The sequence below is a fragment of the Nocardia sp. NPDC004123 genome, from assembly GCF_053603795.1.
In genome coordinates this window covers 450,440-469,398 of sequence record NZ_JBSGGG010000002.1, presented here as the reverse complement: position 1 = coordinate 469,398, position 18,959 = coordinate 450,440, and the positions used below count along the sequence as shown (strand labels likewise).

Below are 18,959 nucleotides of genomic sequence, written 5' to 3'. Positions count from 1 at the left end.
TCGGCTACCAGGACCGCGAGGGGCACGCCGAGGTGCTGTTCGAGAACGTCCGGGTGCCCAGGACCGCGCTGAACAGCATCATCCCGCCTCGGGAAATTTAGGTTTGGCATATAGAAGAAAAGCAGACTAAATTTATGTCCAACATAGAAATACGGCGAAGGCGCCGGGTCTCACCGAAAGGCACTGCCAGTGCGCAAGATTCAGTTCTCCGGCCGCAGTCCAGCCGTCGTCACCGTCGCCGATCTCGTGCCCGGCCCGGGTCAGCTGCTGGTGCGCACCGAGCTGGCGGGCGTCCACCTCGGGCTGGTGCGCATGCTGCAGCGAGACGGCGGGCCCGACGGCGGTGAGATCGTCGGCACGGTGGTGGCGGCCGGACCGGACCTCGCCGACTGGGTGGGCAAGCGGGTCGGCGGCGTGGTCTTCGAGGGGGCATACGCCGAATATGCCCTTGCCGCACCGCAATTGATGTCCGAGATCCCCGCCGGGGTGGATGCCGCCGACGCGCTCACGCTGGTGCGGGGCGGCGTCATCGCCCTGGGCCTGCTGCGGACGGCGCGGTTCGCCGCCGGGGAGTCGGTGCTGGTCACGGGCGCGGCCAGCGGGGTCGGACATCTGGCCGTCCAGCTGGCCCGGGCGTTGGGGGCGGTGCGGGTGATCGCGGCCGTCGGCAGCCTGGACAAGGCCGAGTTCCTGCGCGACTGTGGCGCGGACGAGGTCGTCACCTACGCGGACGCCTGGACCGAGCGGGTGGACGTCGTCCTCGACGGCGTCGGTGCCGACGTGGCTCAGCGCTGCGTGGACATCCTCGGCGCGCACGGTCGCCTGATCGCCTTCAGCGCTTTCGGCGGAACCATCGACGCCGGCAGCCTGCTCGGCGAGCTGAAGACCGTCGGCGGCTTCTCGATGGGCCTGCTCAGCCGGACTCGGGCCGATCTGCTGGAGGGCTGGCGGGCCGAACTGTGGAACCTGCTGGCGTGCGGTCGAATTCGCCCGCGCCACACCATTCTTCCGCTCGACGAGATGGATGCCGCACTCGAGCTCATCGAGACCCGTGGTAATCGGGGCCGGGTGGCGGTGCGCATCGCCTGAAGTCGGGGCGCGCCCTCGGAAGCGGGCCCGCACCCCGGCGTTCCGTCAGGGGCGAGGCCAGGGCCGCCCGTCGAGGCGCTCGATATCGGTGTTGAAGCGTTCGAGATAGCTCGCGAAGGCGGCCACGTCGTCGGCGGACCAGTTCACCATGACGCGGTCGAGGCCCTCGGTATTGGCCTGACGCTCGGCCTCCAGGGCCTGTTCGCCCATGTCGGTGATCCGGAATTTGCGGGCGATGCCGCCGATGGGGTCGGGGATGCGGTCGACCAGTCCGGCGCGCAGCAGGGCGGCGGTCTGCCGGTTGACGGTCGAGGTGTCGAGGCCGAAGGCCTCGGTGAGCTGGCCGATGGACATGGGTCCCTCGACGCTGAGGCGGCTGAGCAGGACGTAGGCGCTGCGATCGAGGCGGGTGCCTTCACGGCGGTAGCGGGCGGCAATGGAGTAGCGGCCGAGCAGCATGGTCTCGAATTCCACCCGAGCCGTGGGCTTTTCGGACGAGACCGGATTTCCGGACGAGTCCGCGGGCTGTCCCATGCCGTCCTTTCGTCGCGAGCTGCGGAATCTGTCTATCACAGCGGGAAGAGTGGTCGCCGTCCTGCTGCTGCCCCGTCGCCTGATCATTCTTCCATTTGCGGCACGAGTCGAATGGCAGAGGACTTGCTGCTGCGGTGCGGGCGCGCTGATCTGACGGAAGTGGCTGCCGCCCGGCCGATTTCGCCGGGCGGCTACCCGATCCGCTCACGCCTGCTGGGTCGGCAGGACGACCACCTGGCGCAGGTTCACGTGCGCCGGACGGCTGGCGGTGTAGGCGATCAGATCGGCGATATCGTCCGCGCGCAGCGACTCCATGAACCCGAACATGCCGTCCAGCTCGCCGCTGAGCTCGGCATTGTCGATGTGGCTGCCGAGTTCGGTGTCGGTGAGGCCGGGCTCGATATTGGTGACGCGCACCTTGCGCGCGCCGAGCTCGGTGCGCAGCGTCGCCGACAGCTGGGTGATGGCGGCCTGGGTGGCGCCGTACACCGCGTAGCCGGGGAACGCCACGTGCGCGCCGATCGAGGAGATGTTGACCAGGTCGGCGGTACGACCCGCGTCCGCGGCGGCCAGCAGGTCCGGCAGGAAGGCGCGGATCATGCGCAGGCGCCCGGCCACATTGGTCTCCAGCATGCGGGTCCACTCGTCCTCGCGGCCGTCGGTGATCGGGTTGGGCAGCATGACGCCCGCCGAGTTCACCACCAGATCGACCGGGCCGAACGCGGCGTGCACCGCGTCCGCCGCGGCGGTCACGTCGGCCGAGTCAGTGACATCCACCGGCACCGCCAGCGCGGTCCCGCCCTCGGCTTCGATCTTGGCGGCCAGGGTGTCGAGCCGGTCCGCGCGCCGCGCCAGCAGTGCCACCCGGGCCCCGTTGCGGGCCAGCAGCAGTGCGGTGGCCTCGCCCATGCCGCTGGCGGCTCCGGCGATGACGGCGGTGCGGCCGGACAGGTTCTCGTAGCTCATGTCGATTGCTCCTTCGCTTTCTGCGTGTGCATTCATCCTGCGAGCGTGCGTGATCGGCAACGAGGGTTGCGGTTTTCCTGGGTCTGCCGGTACCAGGATGGGTTCGTACGCTGGACCCCATGCAGAACGATCTCGGCGACTTCCTGCGCTCGCGCCGCTCCCACATCCAGCCCGCGGACGCGGGGCTGCGCGAATACGGCCGCCGCCGGGTCCCCGGCCTGCGCCGTGAGGAGGTGGCGCAGCTGGCCGGGGTGAGCGTCGACTACTACATCCGCCTGGAACAGGGCCGCGGCAAACATGTTTCGGATGCCGTGCTCGACGCGGTCGCCCGTGCCCTGCGGCTGAGTGATCAGGAGCGGCTGCACCTGTACGCGCTGGCCCGGCCGGGCGGCACCGTCGACGCGCATCCGACCACCGTGTCCAGCGTCTACAGCGACACCGTCCACCCCGGTGTCCGGCTGGTGCTCGACGCCCTCACCGCGCCCGCCTTCGTGCTGGGGCGGCGCATGGATGTGCTGGCCTGGAATACCCTGGGCGACTTGGTATCCGGCTTCTCGCGCATACCCGCCGCGGAACGCAACCAGGCGCGGTACCTGTTCCTGGATCCCGCCGCGTCCACCTTCTATCCCGACTGGGAGACGGTGGCCGGCGAGACCGTCGCGTTCCTGCGGCGTGATGCGGGACTGCATCCCGACGATCCGCGGGTGGCGGCGCTGGTCGGGGAACTGTCCGCCCGCAGCGCGGTCTTCCGGCGGCTGTGGGCCGCGCATCCGATCAAGGAGAAGACGCGCGGCGCCAAGCTGATTCAGCATGCCGAGGCAGGGCTGCTGGAACTCGGCTACGAAACCTTCGCGCTGCCGGGCGATCCCGATCAGCTGCTGGTCGTGTACACCGCCGCGCCGGAGTCACCGGCCGCGGCGGCGCTGGCCCGGCTCGCCGGGCGGCACTCCGTGCCCGCCTGAACCGGCGGCCGACTCTCAGTTCGTGGCAATGGATTTGCGGTGCACCGGGCCGTGCGCGTCCTGGCAGTGCGGGACGTGGTCGTGCTCGGTGTCCGGGCATTCCGCGTGGTCGGTGTAGTCGACCTGCAGCACGCTGTGATCGATGTGGTGCTTTTCGGAGAGCATGCCGGCGACCGCGGCGCGCACCGCCTGGCTGTCGGTGCCGGGCCCGACCAGGATGTGCGCCGACAGCGACGGGGTACCGGAGGTGATCTCCCAGATGTGCAGGTCGTGCACCTCGATGACGCAGTCCACCTCGGCCATCTCCCGGCCGATCTCGATCGGGTCGAGGTAGGCGGGCGCGGCCTCGAGGAAGATGCGGCCCGAGGCGCGGACCAGGCTGACGCCGGCCTTCACCATGAGCACCACCACGATCAGGGTGGCGATGCCGTCGGCGCGGGCGAAGCCGGTGAGCATGATGATCAGACCGGCGACCGCGGTGGCGATGAAGGCGAACAGGTCGTTGAGGATGTGCTGATACGCGCCCTCGACATTGAGACTGGTCCGGTTGGCGCGGCTGATCATCCAGCCGGCCAGCACGTTCACCACGATGCCGACCAGCGCGGTGGCCAGCACCAGGCCAGCGGTCACCTCGGGCGGGTTGATCAGGCGGCGGATGGCCTCGTAGGTGAGCCAGGCCGCCAGGCCCAGCAGGGTCAGGCCGTTGGCCTGGGCGGAGAGGATCTCGGCGCGCTTCCAGCCGTAGGTCATGCGGCCCGCCGCGGGCCGGGCCGCCAGCCGGATGGCCCACAGCGCCAGCACGATCGAGGCCGCGTCGGTGAGCATGTGGGCGGCGTCGGAGAGCAGTGCCAGCGACCTGGCGACCAGGCCGACCACGACCTCACCGAGCAGGAACGCCACGATGACCGCGAGCGCGCCGGCCAGCCAGCGCTTGTCGCTGTCGGCGGTCGCGCCGTGTGAATGTCCGGCGTGGTCATGCCCGTGTGAATGCTCGTGCCCGCCCATAACCCTCCTTCGGTAGTGCCCGACGAACACCATATGCATGAATCGCTATGTATGCAATGTTTGTGACACGTCCGATTCCGTGGTTTGCCCGGAGAAAGCTCCGGCCTCTTCACGAGAGGTCGCGGAACGTCATGAGGAACCCGGCGAACGCGATCACGAACAATGCGACGAACCCGGCTGCCCGCAGCCACAGCCAGGGCCAGTCCCGGACCCACAGCCCGGTGAGCATGACCCCGACCAGCATCAGCGCCCCATAGAACGGCGTCCGCTGCGGATGGCGACCCATAGCTCCTGCATACGCCTGTTCCGGGGATCGAGCACTCGCGGCACGCCGGGTTCGTGCGGGATCGGTTCGCCTATTGCTGCGCCGCGGGCGTCCCGCAGCGCTGGTGGTCGCACACACCCGAGATCGCGACATTGCTGGGTGTCGGTGGACGACGCGCTGGTGATTCGCCGGCGGCCGCACCGTTCCGGGCTGACAGCGCCCCGTCCGAGGGCCGAAAAGCCTAGAATCACAAGGGTGGACGCAATTCTGACAACCATCGGTGTGGTCGTGGTTATCGGCATCTCCGGCGCGGCCTATGCCGCGTTTCTGCTGCTACGCGGTCGTAAATAGTTCGCGGGCAACGGGTTCGGCGTCGCCGGCGCTCAGCTCTGGACGCGGGGCCAGGGGTAGAAGGCCAGGTGGATGAGCAGCACCACCAGTGCGGCCAGCAGGATGGCGGCGATCGGGTGGGCGCGGCGCTCCAGGTAGCCGATGGTGCGAAACAGGGTGGGGAAGGGCACATCTCGGCTGAAGAACATGGCCAGAATGCTGGGCACGATGACCCACATCAGGGCGATCAGTCCGTAGAGGACGTACGCGCCCAGGTAGGACTGTGGGTGCATGCCACGGTCGGTGGCGGCGAACAGGACCCCGAAGACGAAGGTGCCCACCGCGGCCAGCAGATACCCCGCGCCCAGCAGGGTGATCGGCGAATACGGGTTGGTGACACGGCCGTTCACGGTGAGGGTGCGCCCGGCGACCATCTGCGGGGTGGGCTCGGGCGGGGTGGCCAGTTGCGGGACAGCGTAATACGCCAGCAGCACGATCACCGACACGACGATGAGCCGGACGAACGAGTGCTGAGTCTCCAGATGCCCGATGGTGTTCGAGATGGTCGGCCAGCTCGCCAGTCCGAAGACCGACGCCAGCTCCGAGGTGGCGATCGCCAGTCCCGCGAGGCCCCACATGCAATAGCCCCAGAATTCCACCGAGCGCCCCGCCGCTGTCGGTACGGCCGCGCTGCCGACATCCTCCGTCATGCTGCCGTTGTATCACTAAAACGGGGGTCTACCTGGGAGCATGCACAGTCGATGCCGGGTTGTCACGGGTCCGACATCTAACGGTACCGGCGGGTCGGTTCGGGTGCGCCACAGCTGGTTTCGGCTCCCCCGGGCGACCCGCCGGTGTACCGGCTATTTGCCGTCGGCGGTCAGGCGACCGGCCGTGCCCCAGCTGTCGGCGGGCGTCTCGTGGATCCACACCTGCACGGCCTCGGCCGGAATCTGATAGGCGTCCACGAAGGCGTCGGTGATGCGGCGGACCAGGTCCCGCTTCAGCTCGACGGTGCGCGGGCCCTGCTGCACGGTGACGATGGGCATGACTGTTCTCCTTCGCGAAAACTGCTGGGATACCGGCCATCTCGGAACCCGGGGTTCCGATCTCCGATCCGTTCGGCGGCCTGAGAACAGTTCACCGGAAAACCACACCCCGACCAATGAGCAGGTCGTTCGCGCAGCGATAAGCGATCCTTATCGCGTGTGCGCCCGCGAGATCCCTGTGCGCCCGCGAGATCCCTACGCGCGCGCGAGCAGAGCGCCCAGCAGGCGCAAATTCGGCGACGCCGCATCCGCCCGCACCGCCAGCGCGATGGGCAGGGTCAGCCCGGCATCGGCGAAGGGGCGGAAGGCGACCCGCGTGTTGTGGACCTGCCGCGCATTCGATTCGTAGACCACCGTCCACATGGGCGAGCCCGCGCCGATGGCGGCCAGCGTGTCCTGGAGGGTGGTGGAGGTGGGCGCGGGCACCGGCTCGAATCCGGCGCGCACACATGCGTTCAGCACCAGATCCACCAGCGCCGGATGGTTGCGCCGTTCGGTCAGCCGCAGCGGCACCGTGGCCAGGTCCGCCAGCCGGACCGAATCCTGGGTCGCCAGTGCGTGTTTGGCGGGCAGGGCCACCACCAGCGGATCGTCCCAGGCGGGCAGGAAGTCCAGTTCCGGGCTCTCACCGGGTTCCGGTGAGCGCACGAAGGCGGCGTCCAGACCGCCGTCCGCCACCCGGGCCAGCCGATCCCGCACCGGCAGCGCCACCAGCTCGACCTGCACCTGCGGCGCCTGCTCGGCGAAGGCATCCAGGACCGCGTCCAGGCGTTCGCCCAGTCCGGTCACCGTGCCCAGCCGGAACACCTCCGCGCGGGCACCCGCCAGGCCGGCCACGCTGGCCCGGGCCTGATCGGCCGCGGCCAGCACACCCCGCGCCGCGGGCAGGAAGCGCAACCCGGCCTCGGTCAGCCGCACCCGCCGCGGCGACCGGTCCAGCAATTGCACACCCAGGTCCCGTTCCAGCCGCCGCACCTGCTGGCTCACCGCGGGCTGCGCGATGTGCAAGCGCTCGGCCGCTCGCCCGAAGTGCAACTCCTCGGCGACGGTCACGAAATACCGCAACTGACGCAATTCCACGAGCCCATGGAACCATCAGCGCCCGCCCGGGGCCGTGGCGAGGCGGCGGGGCCGGCGTGACCGGCGGGGTCAGGCCAGGTAGCGGCCGTACCAGTCGAGTACCCGGCGCCAGGCCTCGGCGGCGGCCGTGGGCTGGTAGCGGGGGCCGGTGTCGTTGAAGAAGGCGTGGTCGGCATTGTCGGCCACGAAGCTCTCGTGCGGGAGCCCCGCCTTGTCCAGGGCCGCCTCGGCGGCCGGGCGGGAGGCGTCGACCCGGCTGTCCAGCGCGGCGTAGACGGCCAGCACCGCGGCCTTGGATCCGGTGACCTCGCCGCCATCGGGGAACGGGCCGTAGAAGGGGGTGGCGGCCGCGAGTTCGGGGGTGCCCGAGGTGAGCAGCAGCCAGGTCAGCCCGCCGCCGAAACAGAAACCGGTGGCGCCCAGCTTCTTTCCGGGTACGCGGCGCTGCAGCTCGGTCAGGCCCGCGCGCAGATCGGCGACGAATCGGTCCTGGGGGATCTTGCCGAGCGCGGCGGTGGCGGCCGCCTGATCGGTGAAGGTGGCGGTGCCGCCCTCCTCGGAGAGCAGATCCACCGCGAGCGCCGAATACCCGACGCCCGCGAAACGCCCTGTCACCGAACGGATGTGGTCGGTCAGGCCCCGGTTCTCGTGGATGACCAGCACGCCGCCCATGGGCTGGGACGCCTCGGCCCACGCGGCCTGCAGGGTGCGGCCCTCGGGTCCGGCGAAGGTGATCGCGGTGGGCTGCAGGGCCGTCGCGGTGCCGGGCGGTGCGGCCGGCGGGGACGCGGACGAGCTCGCGGCGGTGGTCGTGGGAGCGGACTGCTTGCCCGAGTCGGCGCAGGCCGCCAGCAGCGCCACGGCCGCCGGTGTCCCCATGCCGAGCAGCCCCAGCCGGCGTAGCGCTTCCCGGCGGCTGAGCAGGCCCTCGGTGTGATCGGTGGCGATTTCCTCTGCGATATAGCGCTGCAGCGGCGTCATGCCCTCAGCCTAGGCCGCGGGACCGGTCCGGTCTCGGCCGAAACGCTGTGGATCTGCCGTCTGCCACGATGGCTGATTGATTGCCGCCATGGCCGCGGCCGCAAACTCCGCGGCCGGGGTCACCGGTAGGCGGAAATGTCGAAGGCACCATTGCTCTGGCGGAACGAGACCGCGGAGTCCGGCCAGAGCAGGGTGACGCGACCGGTCTGTTCGTCGCGGTACCAGCTCGTGCAGCGGCCCTGGGTCCACACCGTGTCGCGGGCGCGCTCCTCGATATCGAGCATGGATGAGCGGACCGCCTCGGGCGTGACCTCCAGGACGGTGTGCGCGCTGGAGGCGAGATGATCCAGCGCGCTGAGCACGTAATCGATCTGGGTCTCGATCACATAGATCGCGGAGTTGTGGCCGAGCGCCGCGTTCGGCCCGTCCAGCACATACATATTGGGGAAGCCGTCCACGGTGGTCGACGCGTGCGCGACCATGCCGTTGCTCCAGCGCTCGGACAGCAGCGAGGTGCGGCCCCGGATGTGCTTGGCGATCGACGGCCGGGTGGCGTTGAAACCGGTGGCGAAGACCAGGATCTCGAGATCGTAGGTGTGCCCGCTCGCGGCGATGGCCAGGCCGTCGTCGATGCGGGTCAGCTCGGTCGGTTCCAGCTGGACGGTGTCCAGCTGTAGGGCCGCGTAGTAGTCGTCGGAGAAAAGGATTCGCTTGCAGCCGATTTCGTAGTCGGGCGTGAGCCGCTGCCGCAGACGTGGATCGCGGACCTGGGCCGCCAGATGGTCCGTGGCGCGCTGGTGCAGCAGATCGATCTCCGGGTGGCGGCGGCGCCGGGCGGCGATGCTGAGCTCGGCCTCGGCGAACAGCTCGTCGCGCAGCTCGGTGATGGTCCGCGGGTCGGCGGCGAAGCTCGACAGCTCGTCGGGGGTGTAGAAGCGGTCCCCGCGCGGCAGCACATAGGGCGCCGAACGCTGGAAGACCACGACCTCGCTGGCCTCACCCGCGAGCCGCGGCAGGATCTGGACCGCGGACGCGCCGGTGCCCACCAGGCCGACCCGCTTGCCGACCAGCGACACCTTCGGATTCCACCGCGCCGAATGCCAGTGCCGGCCACCGAAATTCGCCAGCTCCGCGACCGGCGGGATCCGGGGTTCGGTCAGCCGTCCGGTGGCGATGATCAGGGTGGCGGCCGAGAAGTCGCCGCGGGAGGTCCGGACGAACCAGCGCGCCTCGGCTTCGACCCACTCCGCCTGTTCCAGCGCGCAATTCAGCCGCAGATACGGTTCCAGCTTCTCCTGCTGGACGCACGACCGCAGGTAGGCGTGAATCTCCGCGCCCTCGGCGAACACCCGCGACCATCGCGGATTCGGCCGGAACGAAAAGGAATACAGGTGGGCGGGGATATCGCAGGCCACGCCCGGGTAGCGGTTGTCGCGCCAGGTGCCGCCCACATCGTCGGCCTGCTCGATGATGACGAAGGAGTCCCGGCCCCGGCGGGCGAGCTGGATGCCCATGCCGATACCGGCGAAACCCGCGCCGACGATCAGCACGTCGACCCGTTCGGGGCTCGAATGTCCTTCGGCGGTGGCCGGATCCGTGCTCTCAGGCATGGCCGTACCGGGTGGTGCGGCGGCGCAGCGAGCGGCCCAGCTCCGCGGCGATCCGATCGACATCGGTGACGGTGAGGCTCAGCCCGGCCTCCGGACCGGACTCCGGCGCGAGCCGGCCGTCGAGCAGCAGGCCGCCGAGATCGTTCGCGCCGCCGCGCAGCAGCTCGATCGCCACCGCCAGCCCCAGCCGGGGCCACGCGGCCTGAATATTGTCGATGCGCCCGTGCAAGAGCAGCCGCGCGACGGCGTGCACCGCCCGCGTCTGCCGCCGGAGCGCTTCGGGCACAACGGGATCGAGGAAGCCGGATGCCGCGGTCACGGGAACCATGGGCATGGCGATGAATTCGGTGAAGCCGCCGGTGCGGTCCTGGATATCGGCGAGCAGCCGCAGGTGGGCCACCTGCTGCGCGGGGGTCTCCACATGCCCGTAGACCATGGTCGAGGTGGAGGTCAGGCCCGCGCGGTGGGCGGCCTCGATCACCTCCACCCAGCGGCTCACGGGTAGATCCGGGCTGCCCTTCAACCGGGCGCGTACATCGTCGTCGAGGATGCGCGCACCGGTGCCGGGAACCGATCCGAGGCCGGAATCCTTTGCCCGCGCCAGGAACTCGTCCAAGGGCAGCGCACGGCGCGCGGCGCCGTCGAGCAGTTCCTCCGGGCGGAAGGCGTGCAGGTGCAGGGGAGCGGTCTCGGTGATGGCGGCGATCAGCGCCAGATAGTCGTCATCGCTGTCGGCGGGCAGCGGGCCCTGCATGCAGATCTCGGTGGCGCCCAGCGCGTGCGCCTCGGACACCAGCGCGGCCAGTCGCTCCCGCGCCGCGGAGCCGGAGACCACGGCGGTATCCAGATTCCGGTTCACGACATAGGTGAGGGCGTCGCCGACCGTCCGCTGCCGGAGCGCATCGGCCAGCTCGCACAACCGCTCCAGCTCGGAGCCGTCCGCGTGCAACAGCGCGATGTATCCGGCGTCCGGCAGGCCGGCCGGATTCCGCTCCGCCTCCGCGAGCCACTCCCGCACCCGCCCCGCATCGGACAAGCCAACCTCGGCGACACCACGATCCACGATCGCCACGATACCGCCGCCCCTGCGGGCGTCCCGTCCCGCTCGGTGCCGCCGGGTGGGCGGCCCCGAGCCGGGATGTGGACAACCATGCGGGTCAGGCGGCGGTGGTGTGACCGATGGTGATGTTGCCGTAGGAGTTCCGGGCGTGGACCTCGACGATGTCCTGCGGCCGGCTGACGGGGTACAGCTGGTTCTGGATGGTGCCCTTCTGCGCGTTGGTTTCCATCCGGGCGGCGCTGCCCGGATGGATGCCGATCGACAGGTCGCCGGTGGCGGTCTCCACATCGATCACGCCGCGGGTGGCCTCGACGATGCGGATGTCACCCTTCGCGACCTTGGCGGTGACCGAGCCGAGCGGGCGCTCGACGGTGATGTCACCGGCGGAGACCTCCAGCTCGCACTCGCCGAGCGGGCCCGCGCCCAGCAGGTTGCCCATGCCGAGCGAACCGGTCAGGCGGGAGCCGGCGGGCACCTCGATGGTGACCTCGACCGACCCGCGGCCCGCGAGCGGGGAGAACTTCCGCCAGCCCCTGGGGGCGTGCACGGTCAGGGTGCCCGCGGCGAACTCGGTGCGGATCTGCTCGGCGGCGCGCACGTCCTCCTTCTCGGACGCGTCGGCCGGGCGGATCTCGACGACGGTGTCGGTGCGGTTCGAGGCGATGACGGTGACGTTTCCGGCGGCCACGTCCACGGCGACGGTGATGGCTTCGGGGGTCTGGAACGCGGTCATGATGTTTCTCCTTCGAGGGTCTGTGCTGCTGATGCGACTACTTTCGCGAGCCCGGCTGACAGCGGCCTGACGCCGGACTGACACGTCCGCTGACACGGGTTCGGCCCGGCTGGACAGCGCACGGCAGAATGGTCCGGGTGCAGATCGGAATGCTTGGGCCGCTCGAAATCCGGGCAGACGACGGCGGATTGCTGGAGGTACCGGGCGCCCGGTTGCGGTCGCTGCTGATCGCGCTCGCGCTGGAACCCGGCCGGGCGGTCTCGAAAGCGCGGCTGGTCGACTGGATTTGGGGCGAGGAGCCGCCGTCCGATGCGGCGAATGCCTTGCAGGCCTTGGTTTCCCGATTGCGGCGGGTACTTCCGGACGGGTCGATCGACGTGCAGGCGGGCGGCTACCGGCTGACGGTGGCGCCCGCCGACATCGACGCCGTGCGGTTCGAACAGCTCCTCGACCAGGCCCGTGGCGGCGACGACGTCCACCAGGCCGAACTGCTGCGCGAGGCCCTCGCACTGTGGCGCGGCGCGCCCATGCGGGACATCGGGGCGCAGGACGGCGCGGCCATCGACGCGGTGATCGCCCGGCTCGAGGGACTGCACATCGGTGCGCTCGAGGATCGGTACGACGCCGAACTCCGGCTCGGCCGGGGCGCGGAACTGGTCACCGAACTGAATGATCTGGTGGCCCAGCACCCTGTGCGGGAACGACTCGCCGCGTCGCTGATGCGCGCGCTCGCCGCCGCGGGCCGGGGCGCCGAGGCGCTGGTCGTGTACCAGCGGGTCCGGGAGGCCCTCGCCGACGAGCTGGGTGTGGATCCCGCGCCGGAGCTGTCCGCCCTGCATGTCGCCCTGCTGCGTGGGGAGGTGGGCGGGCGGGAGGACGACCGCCGGACCAACCTGCGCGCCGAACTGACCCGATACGTCGGCAAGCAGGCCGACATCGCCGCGGTGCGTGCTCTCGTCGCCCGCCATCGGCTCACCACGGTGACCGGACCGGGCGGTTCGGGAAAGACCAGGCTGGCCACGGAGACCGGGCGCGCCCTGCTCGACGGGCTGCCGGACGGCGCGTGGCTGGTGGAGCTGTCCTCGGCGAGCGCGGGCGGTGACCTCGCGCAGGCGGCGCTGGCCGCGCTCGGGCTGCGGGACGCGCTGCTGGGCGGCGGGGCGAACGCGGAACCCCTGGACCGCCTCATCGCGGCCATCCGCGAGCGCGACATGCTGCTGATCCTGGACAACTGCGAGCATGTGATCGAGTCCTCGGCGGCGTTCGCCCACCGTCTGCTCGGGGAGTGCCAGCGGTTGCGCATTCTCGCCACCAGCCGAGAACCGCTCGGCATCACCGGTGAAGCGCTCTGGCAGGTTGAGCCTTTGGCGCTGCCCGCCGCGGACGCGGACGCCGGCGCGATCGAATCCTCCCCGGCCGTCCAGCTTTTGCGCGACCGCGCCGGCGCGGTGCGCCAGGACCTCGGCGCCGATGCCCGCACCCTGGCGACCATGGCCCGCGTGTGCCGTGCGCTCGACGGGATCCCGCTGGCGATCGAACTGGCCGCGGCCCGCCTGCGCACCATGTCCCTCGAGCAGCTCGCCACCCGTCTCGACGATCGGTTCCGGCTGCTGACCGGGGGCAGCCGGACCGCGCAACCGCAGCACCGGACCCTGCGGGCGGTCGTGGACTGGAGCTGGGAACTGCTCAGCGAGGCCGAACAGGCTGTGCTGCGCCGGCTTTCGGTGTTCGCCGGCGGCGCGAGCCTCGAGGCGGCCGAACAGGTCTGTGCGAGTAGCGAATCCGAGGGGCAGCCCGCGGCGGTCGAACAGTGGGAGGTGCTCGAGCTGCTGACCGCGCTGACCGAGAAATCGCTGCTGCTCACCGCGGGCGACGACGGGCCGCGCTACCGGATGCTCGAGACGATCAAGCAGTACGCCCGCGACCGGCTCGCGGAGGCGGGAGAGGCGGACGCGACGCGGCGCGCGCATCTGGCGTATTTCACCGGACTGGCCGCGACCGCGGAACCGCATCTGCGCCGGGCCGAACAGCTGGAATGGCTCGCCGTTCTCGAACCCGAGCACGACAATATCGCGGCCGCCATGCGCGGCGCGCTCGCCGCGGCGGACGCGACCGCGGCCATGGGGCTGGCCGCGGCCGCCGGCTGGTACTGGTGGCTCAGCGGGCACAAGGCCGAGGGCATGGAGCTGGTCACCGCGGCCGCCCGGACGCCCGGCGAAGCCGACGACGAGACCCGGGCCACGGTCTACGGGCTCGTCGTGCATTTCATGACCTCCGGCCCGAATGACGAACACCACGTGGAGGAATGGATCCACCATGCCTACCGGGCCGGCGGCGATCGGACCGGCGGCGGCCGGACCGGTCATCCGACGCTGGCGTTCGTGGTCGCGCTGGAACGCATGCTGCAGGGGCCGGATCAGTTCCTGCCCGCCTTCGAGGCGCTGCTCGGCGACGACGATCCGTGGGTGCGGGCGCTGGCCCGGCTGCAGCTGGGCAAGTTGCGGACCGTGCTCGGCCAGGGCGGGCCGGAGGCCGACGAACACCTGGAGCTGGCGTTGGCGGAGTTCCGGGCCGTCGGTGAGCGCTGGGGGATCTCGTTCGCGCTGACCGAGCTGGCCGACAGCCTCGCCCTGCGCGGCGAATTCGCTAGTGCGTGTGCGTATCTCGAGCAGGCGATCGCGGTGGTCGCCGAGGTCGGCGCGATCGAGGACCTGGTCCGGATGCGGTCACGGCAGGCGCAGCTGTACTGGCTGCTGGGCGACGCGGCGGCGAGCACGGCCGCCATGGCCGAGGCCCAGCGGTACGCGGATCAGACCGGCTGGCCGATCGCGCTGGCCGAAATGGCCCTGGCCCGAGCGGAATTGGCGCGCTGGAACGCGGATCCCGAAGAGGCGCACCGGCAGATCGGCGTCGCGAAGACCCTGCTGGCGGGAGAATCGGAGCAGCCGTTCATGAGTGCGGTGATCCACGATCTGCTCGGCTATCTGGCGGACGGCCTCGACGAGGCCCGCGACCATCGGGCCGCGGCCTTCCGGGTGGCGTCGGCGGCGGGACACGCGCCCCTGCTCGCCAAGGTGCTGGTCGGTCTGGCGGATCTGGCGCTGCGGGCGGAGCAGGACGAGCAGGCGGTGCGGCTGCTCGCGGCCAGTACCGCGGTGCGTGGCGTATCGGATCATTCCCACCCGGATGCGGCCCGGATCGAGCGGACAGCACGAAGTCGCCTCGGTGACGTGAAGTTCACCGAGGCGACGGGGGAGGGGGCGCGGGCGGTCTGGCATGAACTGGCCGAGATCACGCTCGCTTCGTGAAAGTGGCGCGGGACCACAGGTATCCGACGATCGCGAACCCGGCGCACCAGGCCAGCGCCGCGGCGGTGTAGCCGCCCGACGGGTGCCCGGTGAGGAACCCGCGCAGGGACTCGATGATCGGGGTGAAGGGCTGGTACTGCGCGAACTGCCGGACGCCCTGGCCCATCTGGTCGGCCGGGACGATCGCGCTGCTCACGAAGGGCAGCATGATCAGCGGCACCACGGACATGCCCGCGGACTCCGGGGTCTTGGCGGCCATGCCCAGCGCGACGGTCAGCCAGGACGCCCCGAACGAGGTGGCCAGGACGATGCCGAGCGCGCCCAGCCAGTCCAGCGCGGTGGCCGGCGGCCGGAAGCCCAGGGCGAACGCCACTCCCAGCACGGCCGCGATGGCGACCACATTGGTGAGCATGGTGGCCACCACGTGTCCGGTCAGCACGGCGCCGCGGGAGACGTCCATGACCTTGAACCGGTTGATGACGCCCTTGGCCATGTCCGAGCTCACCGCGACCGCGGTGCCGGAGAGCCCGTAGCTGATGGCCAGCAGGATCATGCCCGGTGTCGCGTAGTCGATGTAATGCTCGCCGACATTGAAGGCGCTGCCGAACACGTAGACGAAGATCAGCAGCATCACCACCGGCATCAGCGCGGCGTTGAAGATCGCGACCGGATTGCGGGCGATGTGTTTGAAGTTACGGCGCAACATGATCGCCGAGTCGCCCAGCGACGCCGCCAGGGCGCCGGCCGTGACGGTCCGGTTCGGGGTGCTGTCGGTGGAAACGATGGTGCTCATTGTGCGTCGGCCTCCGTGGTGGCGTGCCCGGTCAGGGCAAGGAAAACGTCATCGAGATCAGGGGTGTGGATGGAGACCTCCGCGGCCTCGACCGAGTGATCGGCGAGCCGATCCAGCAGGGCCCGCAGGGTTTTGGTGCCGCCGTTGCCGGGCACCTGCAGGGTCAGCGCCTCGCTGTCCATGGTCGCGGCGGGCAGGATCCGCGCGGCTGCTTCCAGTTCGGTGAGGTGGGTGAACCGCAGCTGGAGATAGCTGCCGGGGACGCGGCGCTTGAGCTCGTCCGGGGTGCCTTCGGCGACGATGCGGCCGCCGTCGAGGACCGCGATCCGGTCGGCCAGCTGGTCGGCCTCCTCGAGGTACTGGGTGGTGAGGAAGATGGTCACCCCGTCGGAGGTCAACTCCCGCACGATCTCCCACATGGTGCGCCGGCTGCGCGGGTCCAGTCCGGTGGTCGGCTCATCGAGGAAGACGATGTCCGGCTTGGTGACCAGCGTCATCGCCAGGTCCAGCTTGCGGCGCATGCCGCCGGAGTAGGTGGCCGCCTGCTCGCGCGCGGATTCGGTGAGGTCGAAGCGCTCCAGCAGCGTGTCGACCACCTGCTTGCGCGCCGCGCCCCGCAGCCGGTGCAGATCGGCCATCAGCTGCAGGTTCTCTTCGCCGGTCAGCAGGTCGTCCACCGCCGCGAACTGACCGGTCACGCCGATGGCCGCCCGCACCGCCTTGGTCTCGGTGGCGATGTCGTGCCCGGCGACCCGGGCCGTCCCGCCGTCCGCCTTCAGCAGCGTGGTCAGCACGTTCACCGTCGTGGTCTTGCCCGCGCCGTTCGGCCCGAGCAACGAGAAGATCGTTCCCACACCGATATTCAGATCAATGCCGTCGAGGATCGTCTTGTCCCCGTAAGCCTTCCGCAGCCCCGAGGCCGCGATTGCTGTGCTGTTCATGTGGACTACTGTCGCGACCCGGCCTGATACCGGCCTGACACCGACCTGATACGCCCTCTGACACGGTGTTCTGCCTGTTCACGAGGGGTGGCGAGGGCTGTCAGCCGTTGGGCGGAGCCAGCAGGGCGGCGGCCAGATGACGGGTCAGGCGGGGCATGTCAGGGGTGGCTCGGAGGCGGGGGGTGGCGGCGAGATCGTTGACGACGCTCAGGGCGGCCTGGACTCGCAGCCGGGCTTCCAGCTCGTCCTGGCCGGGGTGGACCTGGCGCACCAGCTGCACCCATTCGGCGATGTACTCGTGCTGCACGCCACGCATGCGGTGCCGATCGGCGGCGGGGAGCTGATCGATGTCGGAGGTGAGCAGCCGGATGAGACCGGTTTGCTCGAAGGCGAATTCGGTGTAGCTGGTGAGCAACCGGTCGAGTGCGTCGGCGGCGTCGGTCGCGCGGGTCAGATCGCGGTACATGTCGGCCCGCAGGACGTGATTGCCCTGGTCGAGAACGGCGATCAGGATGTCGGCCTTGCTGTCGAAGTGGTTGTAGACGCTGGGTCCGGCAATGCCGACGGCCGCGCCGATGTCCTCGAGCGCCACACCGGAAAAGCCTTGCTCGGCGAAGAGTTTCGTGGCCGCGGTGAGAATGGCGATACGCCGCGAGGGGGACCATCCCGCCGTCGGGCCGGCGGGTGGTGCGGCCGCGGGGCGCGGGACGGGCAGGTCGGCGGTGAGGATCGCGTCGACCATGTCGGTGAGCACCTGCACGAAGCGCTGACGCGGCAGTTCCAGATTGTGGAACGAGATGCTGGATGCCGTGGAAAGCGCGGCCCAGCCGATTATTTCGGCCTGCGCGGGCGTGAGCCGCGGTGTCCGCGTGCGCAGCAGATCGGCGAACCGTGCGCCGATGCCGCGCGCCCGGTGCCGGAGTTCGGTTTTCGCGTCGGGGTCGAGGTGCCGCGCCTCCCGGTGCCAGAGCACGCCGATGGCGCGCTGATCCAGCATGGCGGTGGCCAGTGTCCGGGCGAGATCGGCGTCCGGCTCGGCGCGCGCCGCGTCGAGCAGTTCGGTGACGATCTCGATGGGCTGGGCCACCACGGCGCGCAGCAGATCGTTCTTGTTGCGGAAATGCCGGTACAGCGCGGACGGCCCGACCGCGACCGCGTCGGCGATGTCGCCGGTGCCGACATCGGCGTAGCCGCGCCGATAGAACAACTCGGTCGCGGCGGCGACGATCAGATCACGGCGATTGGCGGGGCGGGTGCCGCGGGCCGGGCGGGCGGCCGCGTGCTCGGCGGTGTCGCTCATGGTCGCCGCTCCTTCTCGCTCACCGGTGGTGGGTTGCCCGCCCTCACTATAGGGAGCGGGCGACCCGGCCCGATCGGCCGCGGACGCCCGCGGCTAGAAGATGTATCCGCCGCCGCAGACCAGGGTCTGGCCGCTCACGTAGTCGGAGTCCGGGCTGCACAGCAGGGACACCGCACCGGCCGCCTCGGCGGGTGTTCCGGCCCGGCCCAGCGGGATCATCCGTTCCATGGTCGACAGCACATCCGGGTTGACGCCCACCTTCAGCTGCCGGCCCAGCACGTCGATGGTGCTGTCGCCGCCGGCCGGCGTCTCGGTGAGCCGGGTCTTGATGAGCCCGAAGGCGACCGAGTTCACGGTGACGTTGTAGCGCCCCCACTCCTTGGCCAGGGTCCTGGTGAGTCCGTTGATGCCGGCCTTGGCGGCGGCGTAATTCGCCTGTCCCGCATTGCCTCCCGTGCCGGCCAGCGAGGAGATGTTCACGACCTTGCGGCACGGGACCGGCGTGCCGGCCGCGGCGGCCTGCCGGGCGAGTCCGGCGATCACCGGCTGGGCGGCGCGCAGAATCCGGAAGGGGGCCTTGAGGTGGACGTCGAGGATGGCGTCCCACTGCTCGTCGGTCATCTTCTGGATCACCGAATCCCAGGTGTATCCGGCGTTGTTGACGATGATGTCGAGTCCGCCCAAGTTGTCGGTGGCGGTGGTCACGAAGCGTTCGGCGAAGTCCTCGTCGGTGACCGAGCCGATGCAGGCGACCGCCCGGCCGCCGGCCGCCTCGATGGCGGCCACGGTCTCCTTGGCCGGTTCGGCGTCGAGATCGTTGACCACGACCGACGCGCCCTCGCGGGCGAGCTTCAGGGCGATCTCGCGCCCGATGCCGCGCCCGGATCCGGAGACGATGGCGACCTTGTTGTCCAGAGTTCCCATGGGGCAATACCTTTCGGAGGAGGTGAGAA

18 protein-coding genes are annotated in these 18,959 nt (G+C 70.3%); 3 read left to right on the top strand and 15 right to left on the bottom strand.

From position 1 onward, the window contains the following. The first annotated feature begins 189 nt into the window (after window positions 1-189). On the top strand, window positions 190-1,089 hold the full coding sequence (locus ACWEQQ_RS04350; RefSeq protein WP_452347078.1) for a quinone oxidoreductase family protein: 900 nt from the start codon (window positions 190-192) through the stop codon (window positions 1,087-1,089). Window positions 1,090-1,134: 45 nt separating this feature from the next. Here ACWEQQ_RS04350 and ACWEQQ_RS04345 read toward each other — a convergent pair whose 3' ends face one another. Both ACWEQQ_RS04345 and ACWEQQ_RS04340 read right to left on the bottom strand, forming a co-directional pair. Next, window positions 1,135-1,623 carry a MarR family winged helix-turn-helix transcriptional regulator gene (locus ACWEQQ_RS04345; RefSeq protein ID WP_452338092.1) on the bottom strand — a complete coding sequence of 163 codons (489 nt, stop codon included), beginning with the start codon at window positions 1,621-1,623 and terminating at the stop codon, window positions 1,135-1,137. A 204-nt stretch (window positions 1,624-1,827) separates the two neighbouring features. Continuing rightward, window positions 1,828-2,589, bottom strand: a complete 762-nt coding sequence (locus ACWEQQ_RS04340; RefSeq protein ID WP_452347077.1) for an SDR family oxidoreductase — start codon at window positions 2,587-2,589, stop codon at window positions 1,828-1,830. 119 nt (window positions 2,590-2,708) lie between these two features. On the opposite strand from ACWEQQ_RS04340, the gene ACWEQQ_RS04335 reads away from it, so the two are divergent. Then, window positions 2,709-3,551: a helix-turn-helix transcriptional regulator gene (locus ACWEQQ_RS04335; protein WP_452347076.1), complete on the top strand. Its 843-nt coding sequence runs from the start codon at window positions 2,709-2,711 to the stop codon at window positions 3,549-3,551. A gap of 15 nt (window positions 3,552-3,566) precedes the next feature. Here ACWEQQ_RS04335 and ACWEQQ_RS04330 read toward each other — a convergent pair whose 3' ends face one another. From ACWEQQ_RS04330 to ACWEQQ_RS04290, 9 genes are all read right to left on the bottom strand, one after another. Beyond that, window positions 3,567-4,556 (bottom strand): cation diffusion facilitator family transporter, encoded by a 990-nt coding sequence (locus tag ACWEQQ_RS04330; protein WP_452347075.1) that lies wholly within the window; start codon window positions 4,554-4,556, stop codon window positions 3,567-3,569. Between the two features lie 109 nt (window positions 4,557-4,665). Further along, a complete protein-coding gene (locus ACWEQQ_RS04325) occupies window positions 4,666-4,842 on the bottom strand; it encodes a hypothetical protein (protein WP_354830724.1) in 177 nt (58 codons plus the stop codon). Window positions 4,843-5,204: 362 nt separating this feature from the next. Next, a complete protein-coding gene (locus ACWEQQ_RS04320; protein WP_452338088.1) occupies window positions 5,205-5,861 on the bottom strand; it encodes a hypothetical protein in 657 nt (218 codons plus the stop codon). A 153-nt stretch (window positions 5,862-6,014) separates the two neighbouring features. Then, entirely contained in the window at window positions 6,015-6,200 is a 186-nt protein-coding gene (gene dmpI, locus ACWEQQ_RS04315) for a 4-oxalocrotonate tautomerase DmpI (RefSeq protein ID WP_036545806.1), read from the bottom strand. A gap of 195 nt (window positions 6,201-6,395) precedes the next feature. Beyond that, on the bottom strand, window positions 6,396-7,280 hold the full coding sequence (locus tag ACWEQQ_RS04310) for a LysR substrate-binding domain-containing protein (RefSeq protein WP_452347074.1): 885 nt from the start codon (window positions 7,278-7,280) through the stop codon (window positions 6,396-6,398). A 69-nt stretch (window positions 7,281-7,349) separates the two neighbouring features. After that, window positions 7,350-8,261, bottom strand: coding sequence for a dienelactone hydrolase family protein (locus ACWEQQ_RS04305; RefSeq protein ID WP_452347073.1), 912 nt, complete (start codon window positions 8,259-8,261; stop codon window positions 7,350-7,352). A gap of 119 nt (window positions 8,262-8,380) precedes the next feature. Continuing rightward, window positions 8,381-9,871, bottom strand: a complete 1,491-nt coding sequence (locus ACWEQQ_RS04300) for a flavin-containing monooxygenase (protein WP_452347072.1) — start codon at window positions 9,869-9,871, stop codon at window positions 8,381-8,383. Beyond that, window positions 9,864-10,934: an FO synthase gene (locus ACWEQQ_RS04295; RefSeq protein WP_452347071.1), complete on the bottom strand. Its 1,071-nt coding sequence runs from the start codon at window positions 10,932-10,934 to the stop codon at window positions 9,864-9,866. The genes ACWEQQ_RS04300 and ACWEQQ_RS04295 overlap by 8 nt, the downstream gene beginning before the upstream one ends. A 94-nt stretch (window positions 10,935-11,028) precedes the next feature. Then, window positions 11,029-11,664, bottom strand: a complete 636-nt coding sequence (locus ACWEQQ_RS04290; RefSeq protein WP_452347070.1) for a DUF4097 family beta strand repeat-containing protein — start codon at window positions 11,662-11,664, stop codon at window positions 11,029-11,031. A gap of 128 nt (window positions 11,665-11,792) precedes the next feature. On the opposite strand from ACWEQQ_RS04290, the gene ACWEQQ_RS04285 reads away from it, so the two are divergent. Beyond that, on the top strand, window positions 11,793-14,972 hold the full coding sequence (locus ACWEQQ_RS04285) for a BTAD domain-containing putative transcriptional regulator (RefSeq protein ID WP_452347069.1): 3,180 nt from the start codon (window positions 11,793-11,795) through the stop codon (window positions 14,970-14,972). On the opposite strand, the gene ACWEQQ_RS04280 is transcribed toward ACWEQQ_RS04285, so the two are convergent. The 4 genes from ACWEQQ_RS04280 to ACWEQQ_RS04265 form a co-directional block, all read right to left on the bottom strand. Next, window positions 14,956-15,765, bottom strand: a complete 810-nt coding sequence (locus ACWEQQ_RS04280) for an ABC transporter permease (RefSeq protein ID WP_452338081.1) — start codon at window positions 15,763-15,765, stop codon at window positions 14,956-14,958. The genes ACWEQQ_RS04285 and ACWEQQ_RS04280 overlap by 17 nt on opposite strands. Further along, the gene (locus ACWEQQ_RS04275) at window positions 15,762-16,706 is read right to left on the bottom strand and encodes an ATP-binding cassette domain-containing protein (RefSeq protein WP_452347068.1); all 945 of its coding nucleotides are present in this window, start codon (window positions 16,704-16,706) and stop codon (window positions 15,762-15,764) included. Before ACWEQQ_RS04275 ends, ACWEQQ_RS04280 begins: the two co-directional genes overlap by 4 nt. A gap of 100 nt (window positions 16,707-16,806) precedes the next feature. Beyond that, entirely contained in the window at window positions 16,807-18,006 is a 1,200-nt protein-coding gene (locus ACWEQQ_RS04270) for a TetR/AcrR family transcriptional regulator (protein ID WP_452347067.1), read from the bottom strand. 93 nt (window positions 18,007-18,099) lie between these two features. Next, window positions 18,100-18,930: an SDR family NAD(P)-dependent oxidoreductase gene (locus tag ACWEQQ_RS04265; protein WP_452347066.1), complete on the bottom strand. Its 831-nt coding sequence runs from the start codon at window positions 18,928-18,930 to the stop codon at window positions 18,100-18,102. Between the last annotated feature and the right edge of the window lie 29 nt (window positions 18,931-18,959).